Origin of the sequence: Acinetobacter sp. (assembly GCF_045628685.1) — a bacterium.
Classification (GTDB): Bacteria; Pseudomonadota; Gammaproteobacteria; order Pseudomonadales; family Moraxellaceae; genus Acinetobacter.
In genome coordinates this window covers 37,271-49,731 of record NZ_JAZQPV010000053.1, presented here as the reverse complement: position 1 = coordinate 49,731, position 12,461 = coordinate 37,271, and the positions used below count along the sequence as shown (strand labels likewise).

The 12,461-nt window shown below is 45.0% G+C and carries 11 protein-coding genes; 7 read left to right on the top strand and 4 right to left on the bottom strand.

All coding sequences use genetic code 11. The features are described 5' to 3' along the window. Positions 1-57: 57 nt before the first annotated feature. Positions 58-951: an ABC transporter ATP-binding protein gene (locus ACKI4H_RS06885; RefSeq protein WP_407304708.1), complete on the bottom strand. Its 894-nt coding sequence runs from the start codon at positions 949-951 to the stop codon at positions 58-60. Beyond that, a complete protein-coding gene (locus ACKI4H_RS06880; RefSeq protein WP_407304706.1) occupies positions 951-1,895 on the bottom strand; it encodes an ABC transporter permease in 945 nt (314 codons plus the stop codon). Before ACKI4H_RS06880 ends, ACKI4H_RS06885 begins: the two co-directional genes overlap by 1 nt. Before the next feature lie 377 nt (positions 1,896-2,272). Here ACKI4H_RS06880 and ACKI4H_RS06875 point away from each other — a divergent pair, with 377 nt between their 5' ends. Genes ACKI4H_RS06875 through ACKI4H_RS06865 form a run of 3 tightly spaced genes read left to right on the top strand, consistent with a single transcriptional unit; the run spans position 2,273 to position 5,437 of the window. Beyond that, on the top strand, positions 2,273-3,517 hold the full coding sequence (locus tag ACKI4H_RS06875; protein ID WP_407304704.1) for an efflux RND transporter periplasmic adaptor subunit: 1,245 nt from the start codon (positions 2,273-2,275) through the stop codon (positions 3,515-3,517). Further along, on the top strand, positions 3,514-4,737 hold the full coding sequence (locus ACKI4H_RS06870) for an ABC transporter permease (protein ID WP_407304702.1): 1,224 nt from the start codon (positions 3,514-3,516) through the stop codon (positions 4,735-4,737). Before ACKI4H_RS06875 ends, ACKI4H_RS06870 begins: the two co-directional genes overlap by 4 nt. Then, positions 4,730-5,437, top strand: coding sequence for an ABC transporter ATP-binding protein (locus ACKI4H_RS06865; RefSeq protein ID WP_407304701.1), 708 nt, complete (start codon positions 4,730-4,732; stop codon positions 5,435-5,437). The genes ACKI4H_RS06870 and ACKI4H_RS06865 overlap by 8 nt, the downstream gene beginning before the upstream one ends. Positions 5,438-5,794: 357 nt before the next feature. Here the strand turns inward: ACKI4H_RS06865 and ACKI4H_RS06860 are convergent, their stop codons facing one another. Both ACKI4H_RS06860 and paaZ read right to left on the bottom strand, forming a co-directional pair. Beyond that, complete coding sequence (locus ACKI4H_RS06860; protein ID WP_407304699.1) at positions 5,795-7,264, bottom strand: spinster family MFS transporter; 1,470 nt, start codon at positions 7,262-7,264, stop codon at positions 5,795-5,797. 189 nt (positions 7,265-7,453) lie between these two features. Continuing rightward, positions 7,454-9,568, bottom strand: a complete 2,115-nt coding sequence (gene paaZ, locus ACKI4H_RS06855) for a phenylacetic acid degradation bifunctional protein PaaZ (RefSeq protein WP_407304697.1) — start codon at positions 9,566-9,568, stop codon at positions 7,454-7,456. A 261-nt stretch (positions 9,569-9,829) separates the two neighbouring features. On the opposite strand from paaZ, the gene paaA reads away from it, so the two are divergent. From paaA to paaD, 4 genes are read left to right on the top strand one after another with little or no spacing between them, the layout of a single operon-like run. Then, positions 9,830-10,774: a 1,2-phenylacetyl-CoA epoxidase subunit PaaA gene (paaA, locus tag ACKI4H_RS06850; RefSeq protein WP_407304696.1), complete on the top strand. Its 945-nt coding sequence runs from the start codon at positions 9,830-9,832 to the stop codon at positions 10,772-10,774. Positions 10,775-10,806: 32 nt separating this feature from the next. After that, positions 10,807-11,097 (top strand): 1,2-phenylacetyl-CoA epoxidase subunit PaaB, encoded by a 291-nt coding sequence (paaB, locus tag ACKI4H_RS06845; protein WP_284067908.1) that lies wholly within the window; start codon positions 10,807-10,809, stop codon positions 11,095-11,097. Positions 11,098-11,114: 17 nt separating this feature from the next. Further along, positions 11,115-11,870, top strand: a complete 756-nt coding sequence (gene paaC, locus ACKI4H_RS06840; RefSeq protein ID WP_407304695.1) for a 1,2-phenylacetyl-CoA epoxidase subunit PaaC — start codon at positions 11,115-11,117, stop codon at positions 11,868-11,870. A 28-nt stretch (positions 11,871-11,898) separates the two neighbouring features. Then, positions 11,899-12,399 (top strand): 1,2-phenylacetyl-CoA epoxidase subunit PaaD, encoded by a 501-nt coding sequence (paaD, locus tag ACKI4H_RS06835; protein WP_131269247.1) that lies wholly within the window; start codon positions 11,899-11,901, stop codon positions 12,397-12,399. Positions 12,400-12,461 lie beyond the last annotated feature (62 nt).

The window sequence follows — 12,461 nt, the reverse complement described above, 5'->3', positions numbered from 1 at the left end:
TGTTGGTCGTCCAACACAGCGTGAAAACCTTTGGGTCGTCCCATAGGCCTTGAAGATTTATTTTGTGGTGCTAACTTTGGTCATACGTGGAATAACCGGTAAATCTTCCAGTGCAGGATCAAGTTGTTCTTCTTGTGCATGCACCAGAAAGTCGACACGTTCACGTAAGCGTTTAAATTCTGGGGTAAGTAACAGTTCGGGCGAACGCGGACGCGGTAAATCCACTTCAATGATTTCCTTGATTTCACCCGGATTAGCTTTGAGCGCTACAATACGGTCAGCCAGTAAAATCGCTTCATCCATATCGTGGGTGACAAAAATAATGGTGATGTCGATGTTTTGCCAAAGATCCATTAAATGACGTTGCATTTTTTGCCGTGTATGCGGGTCAAGTGCACCAAAAGGTTCATCCATTAATAAAATCTTCGGTTCATTGACCAAAGCACGGGCAATCGCAACCCGTTGTTTCATTCCGCCAGACAGTGCATTCGGATAATGGTTTTCATATTTTTCCAGACCAATAATATTGATCCATTCGCGTGCGCGCGCTTCAGCACTAGCATAACTTTGACCTTTCATCTCCGGGCCAAACATGACATTTTCTTTTACCGTTTTCCATGGAAAGAGCGTGTAGCCCTGAAAGACCATGCCACGCTCTGGACTTGGACCATGAATCGGCTGGCCATCGACCAAAAGTTCACCACTGCTATAGTCATCAAGCCCCGCCACGACACGGCTAAAGGTTGATTTTCCGCAGCCCGATGGCCCAATCACACAAATAAATTCGCGCTTATGAATCTTTAAATCGAGTTGATTTAAAACAGTGCGCTTTGCTTTAGCTGTTCCAAACACTTGGCTGAGTTTTTTTGCTTCTAAAATAACCGGGCGGGCATAGATGCGCTCGAAATATTGCTGTGCATCAAATTGTTGTGACTTTAATTCTGTTGTCATTATTTTGCTCCCGCTTTCCACTTAAACATGCGTTGTCCGAGTTTCATTAAAATCACATCGCATAACAGTCCAATCACCCCAATAATCAAAATCGCAGCATAGACATTGGCGAAGTTTTGATAACGTGCTTGTTGGGTAATAAACCAGGTGATCCCTGAAGTTGTACCAATCAGCTCAGATACAATCAGGTAGGTCCATGCCCATCCCAAAAGCACGCGTAAATCTCGGTAAATATCAGGTAATGCAGCAGGAATCACCACATGAAATAGACTTTTAAGTTTATTGGTTCCTAAAGTATATCCGGCTTCAATCAGACCCCGATCGACCATCCTTGTTGTATTGGCAATAATTAAAATTTGCTGGAATAAAGTTCCAATCACAATGATGGCAATTTTTGGTGCATCGTTGATCCCTAAAATGGCAACGGCCAAGGCACCAAAAGCGGGAGCAGGCAAATAACGGAAAAATTCAACAAAGGGTTCGGTCAGCTGTGAAATAGTGGATGAAAAACCGCATAAAATTCCCAGTGGAATACCAATCAATGAGGCAATAAAAAAAGCAGTAAAGACAATTTTAATACTGTGCCATAAGCTTTGATAAAACCAGGGAGCATCCGCTTGTAGTGGTGGTGTAACAAATGCAGTGACTAAGGCTTTGGCAACTTCATGGGGTGCAGGTAAATAAATTGGGTTGACCAATTTTCCTTGTGGTGGGGCTAATCCGGCATTCACTGCATTTTGCGCTTCACTATAGAAAGTGTTTTTATCGACACGACTGCCCACTTGTAAATAGGTCACGCTGCCTGAATCGGTAATCTGTACCTGTGGATGCCAAATAAACGGTAAATAGCTGACGGCACACCAAATCAAAATGGGTATCAGGAAAGAACACAAGCCGAGTAAAAGCTTGTTCCTTTGACTGAGTTCTCTTGCAACATAACTCATCTATATTTGCCCCAATATTACTATTTTTGTAAAACGTAATATTGTTAAGCAAAATGAATGCCAGAATAGTGATTTCACTGCTGAGCTATTTTAATTTACTGTTTGATTGAGTAGTATATAAAAGATATTCGATGTCCCTAAGAATGGGTTTTCAAGCGTGATGAATTTATCGTACTATCTCATCATTTAAAGCGTAGTTGAGTAAACCCTGTATTCTGAGACAGGAAGTAGGCTGGATTTAAATTAAAAAAACAGAGCTGAAACTTAGGGGGTGACAAAGCCCTAGAAAACGAATAAGAAAATTTTAGGTCTTTATTAAAGTATAAAAGTATAGGATACAGCTGCTCTGCCAATTATTGCAGTATGATGCTTTTAAAATGAACTGGAGAGGCTCGTTGCGCATTGTTCACTATAAATCTGTGGTTATTATCCTGTTGCTCATACTTGCAGTGGGATTTGCTCTGTTTCGATGGTGGCAGGGACCGCTCTTGCCGGCTTATACCATAGCGTCGACGCCCCTGGTGCAAACCGTGGTGGCAACCGGACGAGTAACGACAGTGTCACGTGCGCAGATTGGCAGTGAAATTACCGGTGTGGTCCTTGAGCGGCTTGTGCAGGAAGGAGATCAGGTTTCACCAGATGACCTGTTGGTGGTGCTGAAATCGGATGAGCTACTTGCCCAGGTACGAGAGGCCGAGGTCGCACTGACCGAACTGGCAACCAGCAGACGTCCACAGGCAGAGGCAGAATTGGCCACTGCCAAAGCACAGCTAGAACAAGCCAGCCGAGAAGCAGCACGTAGACGTAATTTAGAGGTTGGAGTACTGTCAGCTGAAGAAATAGAGCAGGCAGTAGAAGCGGCACGAGTTGCCCGAAATAATTTCGAGTTAGCAAGTTTAAAAGCAGCAGTCCTGGCACCGGGTCAAGTCGAGGAAGCAAAGCTTCGTGAGCAACTTGTGGCAGCACAAGCTCAACTAGCCAAAACCAAAATACGTGCTGAAATTGCAGGTATGGTACTGACACGCGATGTAGAGCCGGGCGATTTGGTACAGCCCGGCCGGACATTATTTAGCATTGCACTCAATGGCAATACAGAAATTCGAGTGCCGCTAGATGAAAGAAATTTATCACAGCTTGCCTTGCAGCAAAATGCAGCAGTGATTGCCGATTCTTACCCGGATCAATCTTTTCCTGCCCGTATTAATTTTATTGCGCCGAGTATTGATCCACAGCGAGGTACGGTAGACGTAAGATTAACGGTCGACCCGGTACCTGATTTTCTGCGACAGGACATGACAGTGTCGGTAAATATCGAAACTGCCAGGCGTGATCGAGCATTAACCATTCCCAATGACGCTTTAAGCAGCATAAAAGACAATAAGGCCATGGTACTGTTGGTGCGTGATGGGAAAATACACCATCAGCAAGTCACCTTAGGTTTACGTGGTCTGGCCATGTCACAAGTTGTTTCAGGTTTGAGTCAGGGTGACCATGTACTGGCTGATACCGAATCCTCATTAAAAGAGGGAGCGCGGGTCCGCTTAAAACTGCAAAAAACAGTATCGAATAATCAGACGGACGATACAGACAGCAAAAATGAATTGCCGGTGAACTTCGATTGAAAAACTTTTTCGGGCGGCTTTGGACAGAATGGACAATCGCAATCAGTTTTTTGCGCGAGGGTCGTGCACAGTCCATCATGATCACTGTGGGCGTCGCAGTGGGTGTCGCGGTAATCGTATTTATTACCGCTTTAATTCAGGGATTACAGTCGAATATTATCGAACGTACTTTAGGCACTCAGGCGCATATCCGTTTGCTGTCACCGGATGAGGTGAACCAGATTGTGCGGCCTGCAGCCGGGACTGTACAGCTACTGCAGGAAGATAAACGGGCACAGCGGCTACGCTCGATCAACAATTGGCAGCAGATTGCCAAGACCTTGGATCAGTTACCGGTATTGACTGCCGTATCTCCCGTGGTGTCCGGTCCTGCTTTTGTCCAGCGCGGTGATGCAGTCGAATCGGTCTCACTGGTCGGTATCAATCTAGAGCGTTACCAACAGATCATTCCACTGAAAGAATATTTACAGAGTGGCCAGTTACGCGTGGGCGCTGACGATGTCCTGATTGGCAGTCAGTTGGCCAAAGATCTGGGGGTACAAGTCGGGAGTAAGTTACGGCTGGATACCGGTCAGGAGAACAGTGCAGTGGTCAATATCTCCGGAATATTTGAACTGGGGGTACGTGAACTGGATGCGCGCTACGTCTATCTAGACTTGAAACAGGCCCAATCGTTACTCAATCTGCCAGGCGGTATCACAGTTATCGACCTGACCATCCCAGATATTTTTGAGGCAGATGACATTGCTGCACAGATCGGACGCTTGACCTCATTAAAAGCCGAAAGCTGGATTGAAACCAATGCCCAGCTCATGAATGCAATTACAGCCCAGAGCCTTTCGACCAACATGATCATTGTTTTTGTGGCGATTTCGGTAGCCTTTGGGATTGCCAGTGTGATGTCGGTCAGTGTGGTGCAGCGCACCCGTGAAATTGGTATTATGCGTGCGACGGGTGCGACCCAATCACAAATCTTACGAATTTTCTTGTTCCAGGGTGCAATATTTGGCTTGCTCGGTTCGGTTCTAGGTAGTGCGGTGAGTTATGTGCTGGTCTGGGTATTTAATACTTTTGGTCCAGGATTGTTTCATATTCCTATGTCTAGCGAGCTGGTGCTGCTGGCAGTGTTACTGGCTACAGTGACTGGGGTTCTGGCTGCGGCCGTCCCATCGCGTCGGGCAGCAGCACTCGATCCTGTGGAGGCAATTCGTCATGTCTGATCAGTCTCAGGAAGTATTGCGTCTAGAGGCGCTACGTAAATCTTATAATATTGGCCAGCCCAATGAGGTGGAAGTGTTACATGGGATTGATCTGTGTATTGAGCGCAACGACTTTGCCGCGCTCATCGGGCCGTCTGGTTCGGGTAAAAGTACCTTGTTGAATATTCTTGGCTTGCTGGACAAACCTAGCAGCGGGGAGCTTTATTTACTGGGTCATGCGACAAGTAGGATGGATGATGTCGGACGCACAGCGCTACGCGGCAATAGTATCGGTTTTGTATTTCAGTTCCACCATCTGATTCAGGCTTTTACTGCCTTAAATAATGTTCTCATGCCGTTAATGCTGACCCAGGGTAAGCCGAATAAACAAGCCTTAGATCGAGCACATGAATTACTGGCTGCGGTGGGGCTGGATAAGTTCGCTGACCGTAAACCCAATGAACTTTCGGGTGGTCAGCAACAGCGGGTGGCCATTGCCCGGGCACTGGTCACTGAGCCGGCATTACTGTTAGCCGATGAACCCACCGGGAATCTGGATACCCAGACCGCGGCTGAAATGTTTGAACTGTTCCGTAAAGTACATCGCGAACGCAATTGTGCAGTGCTGCTGGTGACCCATGATCCTCGCCTGTCTGCGACCTGTGATCGCACCATTAATCTGGTGGATGGTCTGATTCAAAGTGATTCGCTGAATAATTAAACCAGATTTATTCTCCTCATAAGGTCAAAGGCGAATTTAAAGTGAGTGATCTGTAAAAAGTAAATTATCACAAAGATTATCTATCGCTAAATACCGAATAAGCTGAGTTCAACACAAAAAGTTAAGTAAAGAAAAAGCCTTTGAAGTTGCAAGATTTTGTTATAAAACAAAACCTGCAACAACAAAGGCTTTTCTGAGGTTACATTACTGAAATATTCTATTTAATTGATGTGTCTGCAAAAATTTTGAGTCCAGATTAAAAATTGCCCCCTGATCTCCGATCACACGCTAAAGCCTTTGACTGATCTGACATCAGGCCTAGCACTGTACTGTGCCACCAATCAGGGTTCAGATTCTTCAAGCATTATTACAATCGGATGATTCAACTTTTTGGGTTGGGTTTTCCAACTCCATACTCTCTCTGTAATACTGGCATCCCTTATACAACAAGAAGATACCGATCACACCTGCAACCGCATTCACAATTGAAATGGAATTTCCCACCATGGTGGTATTCTGGAAATATTTATCCGTAATTAAAGCAACAGCTGTAGTTCCTACACCCAGGGCAATCATATTTGAAACAAGCAGGAATTTGGCGGAAACTTGTGCACGTAGCTGATTCGGGGTCAGCATTTGGGTGGCTGCCGCAGAGGCTGGAATCGGGAAGGTAGAGAAGAACATGGCCACAAAAATCAGTGCAAATGATAAATACATGTTGTCGACCTGGGTAAACAATACACTTGGAACAATTAAGGCTGCACAGCCGATTGCACCGGCACGGATAGCAGCATCACTGTAGCCACGTTTCGAGAAGAAGTCGATCAACCAGCCACAGAACAAGGCACCAGAGGTATTGGCTACTAAAATGATGCTACCTAATATATAACCGGTCTGGCTGGCATCTAAACCGAAGTTACGCATGTAATACGCAGGTGCCCAACCCAGAAGTGAATACAACATCATGGTATAAAAAGAAAAACCAATAAAATGACAGAAGAAAGTCTTCTTATGCGTCTTAATAAAGCCAATCGAGTTTTTGAAGGAAGCCTTTACAATCTGACCATCTTGACCCACTTTCATACCCTTACGGGCAGGCTCACGTACCGTTAGAACCATAAGGAGCGCAAGCAATACACCGGGTAAGCCTACAATCATAAAGGTCAGTTGCCAGGTTTTGATTTCGCCAATCACCGGTAAAGCCACAAAGCTGACATCTTTTAACAGGCCAATCACATAGCCACCAATCAGGAAAGCTAAACCTGAACCAATAAAGGCACCAATCGCGTAAACACCGAGTGCACGGCCTAATTTCTCTTTAGGAAATAAATCCGCAACAATTGAATAAAATGCGGGAGAAAGTGCGGCTTCCCCGGCACCCACACTCAAACGTGCCAGAAACATTTGAATGAAATTTTTACTTAGGCCACACGCTGCAGTGGCCAGACTCCAGAAAGCAATACCTGTCGCAATAATTTTAATCCGGGACTTTTGATCAGCTAGCGCGGCAATAGGAAGGCCCATAATGGCATAAAACAACGAGAAGGCCAGACCTTGTAACAGGCTAAACTGGGTATCACTGAGCATTAAATCGGCTTTAATCGGTTCAATCATTAACGATAAAATTTGACGGTCTACAAATGACAAAATGTAAGCCAACATACAAATCACCACCACATACCATTGATAGGTACTACTATCTTTGGGTGGCTGAGTCTGTTCAGAAACAGGCGATCCTTCTTCTACAGAGCTAGGCTCAAAACTTTGATTTTCGGGTTGAAGCGTCCTTTCAACCATTTCTATTTCCAGCGATTTATCATTCATCATGCAACATCCTGTGCTGATTGTTTAAGGCATTTTGATACTTTTAAACTTTATATTATTTTTATTATGTATCGTATTTTCTAATTTAGGGTTTAATTTTAATTACGTCAATCAATTTCCATAAAAGGATACTATTTATTTTATTGTATAAAAAAAAGGAATCATAATGATTCCTTTTTAGTTATTTAAACATCAATCACCACGTTCAACCAGGGTCAAAATATCATAGGTCGCGACCAGCTCATTGCGCTGGTTTTTAACTTTAATATCCCAGACCACCACACCATGGGGTTTCTGTGCCGGATCACGCAGTGTTTTAGGTGTTTTCTGCTTACAGGTCAGTTCAACCTGAAGGGTATCGCCAATTTTAACAGGTTCCACGAAACGCAGGTTGTCCATGCCATAGTTGGCAATGACCGGACCTTGAGCGGCATCGACAAATAAGCCGGCCGCAGCAGAGACCACGAAATAGCCATGGGCGACGCGTTCACCAAACAGCGATTCCGCAGCAGCGATTTTGTCCATATGCGCATAGAAGTGGTCACCGCTCAGACAGCCAAAGTTGACCAGATCGGCTTCTGTAACGGTACGTCTTGCGGTCAGCAAACGTTCACCAATACGCAATTCATCAAATGATTTTTTAAAAGGATGTACTCGGTCTTCAAAGACTTGAGCACCAGCAGTCCAGCTATGACCAACTTGGGTCATGGCATTTGGTGAGCCTTGAATCGCAGTACGTTGCATATAATGTTTGACTGCACGCAGACCGCCCAGTTCCTCCCCACCACCGGCACGACCTGGTCCGCCATGAACCAGTAATGGTAATGGAGAACCATGTCCGGTACTTTCTTTGGCACTTTCCGCATCCAAAATATGCACACGACCATGCCAAGGTGCAATTTTGCTGAGCAGTTGTTCAATGTTTTCATCGGTATTGCGTACGATGGATGCGACCAGACTACCTTCGCCACGTGCGACCAGCTCAGCAAGTTGAACCAGACCGGTATATGGCATTAAGGTAACGACAGGGCCAAACGCTTCTACCTTATGAATATTCTGTGCCTGTTCGGGTGCTGTGCAGACTAAAAGCGTAGGCGGATAACAGGCAGACTTTTCAGTATTTGGTACTTGAAGAATAAAGTCCTGACGCAAGTGACTACCGAACACAATCTCTGCATCCTGGCTTAGTTGTTCAACTTTTGCAGCGACATCATGTTTCTGTTTAACGCTGGCCAAAGCGCCCATGCTGACGCCTTCTTGAGCAGGATCACCCACCACGACTTTTTTCAGTTTCTCAATCAGTCTGGTCTGTACGGTGTCCAAAAGTGCGGCCGGAACAAAGGCACGACGAATTGCGGTACATTTTTGTCCGGTTTTGCTGGTCATTTCACGGAAGATTTCACGGACAAATAAATCAATGCTTTCGTCATTGGCCTGTTCGGTCAAAATCGCGCTGTTGACCGAGTCTGCTTCCATGGTGAACGGAATAGAGTAGGCATTTAAGTGGGGGTGAGAACGCAGTTTTTGCCCTGTTGAAGCCGAACCAGTAAAGGTCACAGTATCTTGAGGATTTAAATAATCAAATAAATCATAGATCTGTCCGCAAATAAGCTGCAGTGAACCTTCTGGCAAAAAGCCGCTTTCATGAATGGCTTTGACCACGGCGTGGGTCAGCTCGGCACCTTCAGTTGCCGGTTTGACAATACAGGGTACGCCTGCCAGTAGTGTGGGTGCAATTTTTTCCAGCATGCCCCAGATCGGAAAGTTAAAGGCGTTGATATGTACGGCTACACCGGCTTTGGGACTGAGAATATGTTTCGCGCCAAAGTTACCTTGCTTAGAAAGAGGAATCCAGGCATCTTCAACCAACGCTGTTTCATCACTCAGTTCACGGCGTACCAAACTCGAATAGGCATATAAGGTTCCAATCCCGCCTTCAATATCAATCCAGGCATCTTTACGGGTACAGCCTGTCGCCTTGGCAAGCTGGTAAAATTCTTCTTTGCGTTCCATCAAATACTGTGCCACTTGCTTCAGTGCATTGGCACGTTGATGGAAAGTCCATGTAGCAATAGTCGCGCCTTTTTGTTTGGCATACTTCACCACAGCTTGGGTATCGATACCCTGACTGCCGACCTGATAAACAGCTTCACCACTAATGGCATGATACACCGTCCGTAAATCGGCTTGAGCTGTGTATTCCTGACCATAGATCAGTGAGCTTAAGCTTTTGATGGCAATAGGATTATTTCGTGACTCAGTATCTTGATAATCCATTGCGCTTGAGCCGCTAGCTAACTCTAACATTGTAAAACTCCATTTATGATACGTTTTAAAAAGTATTTTAATTTTGATGTTTCATAATTTGTGATTAAAAAGCTGAAATGTCAATCACAAATATCGGTTTAAAAATGATTAGCAATAAAATAAAAATTATATTCATATAAAAAACATAAACTTATCTAAATTAAGCTTTTAAAATTAAATGATACTAATAAATATATATTGATTTTAATTGTGTATCGTTTTAATTTGAATGTATCAACACTTGGGATAAGTGAGGGAACAATGAATAATCAACAACAAATTTTTGATCAAAAGATTGGAAAGGATATTTCTATAGAGCCGAAGGACTGGATGCCGGATGCTTATCGTAAGACTTTGATTCGTCAGATTGGTCAGCACGCACACTCTGAAGTGGTGGGCATGTTGCCGGAAGGCAACTGGATTACCCGTGCACCGACTTTGAAACGTAAAGCAGTGCTGATGGCCAAAGTCCAGGATGAAGCCGGTCATGCTTTATATCTCTACAGTGCTGCAGAAACCTTGGGTGCGGATCGTGACGACATGATGGATAAGCTGATTGCCGGCCGCATGAAATATTCTTCAATTTTTAACTATCCGACCCTGAGCTGGGCTGATGTTGCAGCGATTGGCTGGCTGGTGGATGGTGCAGCGATTGTCAATCAGGTTGCACTGTGCCGTACTTCTTATGGTCCTTATGCACGTGCCATGGTACGCGTCTGCAAGGAAGAGAGTTTTCATCAGCGTCAGGGCTTTGAAGCCATGATGCAATTGGCCAATGGTACGCCGGAACAAAAGCAATTGGCACAGGATGCCGTAAACCGTTTCTGGTGGCCAGCACTGATGATGTTTGGTCCAAGTGATGATAATTCACCGAACAGTGCACAAAGTATGCAGTGGAAAATCAAACTATTCAGCAACGATGAGCTACGTCAAAAATTTGTCGATAACACCGTATCGCAAGTCTTGCAGCTTGGGTTAACGGTCCCCGATCCAGACCTCAAGTTTAATGAAGAAACAGGACATTACCAATTTGGTGAAATCAATTGGGATGAGTTTTTTGCGATTCTTGCAGGCAAGGGACCTTGTAACCATGAGCGTATTGAAGCACGTCGCAAAGCTTGGGAAGGCGGCAAGTGGGTACGTGACTCTGCAGCAGTCTATGCACAAAAACAGCAGAAATATTCAGAAGCACAAAAAGTTGCTTAAAAACAGTTTGGTCAATATAGGGAAATTTGCTCATGAATAACAAAAACAACTGGTCACTTTATGAAGTGTTTGTCCGGAGTAAACAGGGTCTCAGTCACCGTCATGTCGGCAGCCTGCGTGCATCGGATGATGAAGTCGCGCTCCAAAATGCCCGTGATGTCTATACCCGCCGTAATGAAGGCATCAGTATCTGGGTGGTCAAATCCGAATTGATTACCTCTTCACAACCAGATGAAAAAGCAGAATTTTTCGAACCATCACTGGATAAGGTCTACCGTCATCCAACCTTTTATAACATTCCGTCTGGTATCGAGCACATGTAAAGGGAAAGGGGAAGATTATGAAAAATCAAGTGTTGGCAGAATTTCTTTTACATGTGGGTGACAGTCAACTGATCCTGTCACATCGTTTGGCAGAGTGGTGTGGTCATGCACCTGAACTGGAGCTGGATATTGCCTTAGCCAATATTGGGCTGGATTTGCTCGGTCAGGCACGTACCGCACTCAGTCTGGCGGGTGAAGTGGAAGGGCAGGGCCGTGATGAAGACAAACTGGCTTATTTCCGCACAGAGCGTGAATACCGTAATTTGCTGCTGTGCGAACAGCCGAATGGTGACTTTGCCCAGACCTTGGTACGCCAGTGGTTGATGGATCACTACCACGCTTTATTGTTTAGCGCCTTAAGTGCAAGTCAGCATGCAGAACTAGCTGCCTTTGCAGTGAAGTCACTCAAAGAAGTGAAATATCACCAGCGTTTTTCCACCACCTGGATGGAGCGCTTAAGTTTAGGTACAGCAGAAGCACATGAAAAAACCCAGCAAGGTTTAAACCAGTTATGGCGTTTTACCGAGGAACTTTTTGTACTGACGGCTGATGAAAAACAGTTGGTCGATACCGGTGTAATTCCAGATCTTGAAAACTTAAAAGCTCAGTGGCTGGAGACGATTAAAGCCGAATTAGCTCGATTTGAACTAAGCCTGCCAGAGCTGGGCGCTTATCGGAGTGGTGCTAAACAGGGTTTACATACAGAGCATCTCGGTTTTGTTTTGGCCGAACTGCAATATATGCAGCGCTCATATCCAAACATGAACTGGTAATTCGGCACAATCACAGGGAGTGAGTCGCATGAATCTGATTCGACACGTAGAAGATCAATGTTGGGACGTTTTGCAGCAGGTTTCTGATCCAGAGATTCCAGTATTGTCAGTGATTGATCTGGGCATGATTCGTGGCGTCGAGCTGAATCAGCAGGATGAAATTGTGGTGCGACTCACGCCGACCTATAGCGGCTGTCCGGCCACGGATTTATTAAAAGCAGAAATTACCCAGGCTTTCGAGGCGAACGGTTTGACGCCAGTCAAAGTCATTGTTGATCTGTCTGAAGCCTGGACCACGGACTGGATGAGTGAATCGGGCAAACACAAATTACAGCAGTATGGTATTGCACCGCCGCAAGGCCAGTCACATAGCTGTGGTACGCATGTCGCTTTAACAGATGGCATCACCTGTCCACAGTGCTTAAGTAACAACAGTAAATTATTAAGTGAATTCGGTTCGACCGCCTGTAAAGCCTTATATCAATGTCGGGACTGTTTAGAAACTTTTGACTATTTCAAATGTATTTAATGTCTGGTCTAGCGTCTGCATGAACACAAAAAAAGAAATAGCCAAAACGAAAGAGGGATTTT

Excerpts from the sequence above, each read along its gene's own strand:
- ACKI4H_RS06875 (WP_407304704.1), top strand. The coding sequence starts at position 2,273 with ATGAACTGGAGAGGCTCGTTGCGCATTGTTCACTATAAATCTGTGGTT.
- paaB (WP_284067908.1), top strand. The coding sequence starts at position 10,807 with ATGAATAACAAAAACAACTGGTCACTTTATGAAGTGTTTGTCCGGAGT.
- ACKI4H_RS06860 (WP_407304699.1), bottom strand. The coding sequence starts at position 7,264 with ATGATGAATGATAAATCGCTGGAAATAGAAATGGTTGAAAGGACGCTT.
- ACKI4H_RS06865 (WP_407304701.1), top strand. The coding sequence starts at position 4,730 with ATGTCTGATCAGTCTCAGGAAGTATTGCGTCTAGAGGCGCTACGTAAA.
- paaD (WP_131269247.1), top strand. The coding sequence starts at position 11,899 with ATGAATCTGATTCGACACGTAGAAGATCAATGTTGGGACGTTTTGCAG.
- paaA (WP_407304696.1), top strand. The coding sequence starts at position 9,830 with ATGAATAATCAACAACAAATTTTTGATCAAAAGATTGGAAAGGATATT.
- paaZ (WP_407304697.1), bottom strand. The coding sequence starts at position 9,568 with ATGTTAGAGTTAGCTAGCGGCTCAAGCGCAATGGATTATCAAGATACT.
- paaC (WP_407304695.1), top strand. The coding sequence starts at position 11,115 with ATGAAAAATCAAGTGTTGGCAGAATTTCTTTTACATGTGGGTGACAGT.
- ACKI4H_RS06880 (WP_407304706.1), bottom strand. The coding sequence starts at position 1,895 with ATGAGTTATGTTGCAAGAGAACTCAGTCAAAGGAACAAGCTTTTACTC.
- ACKI4H_RS06885 (WP_407304708.1), bottom strand. The coding sequence starts at position 951 with ATGACAACAGAATTAAAGTCACAACAATTTGATGCACAGCAATATTTC.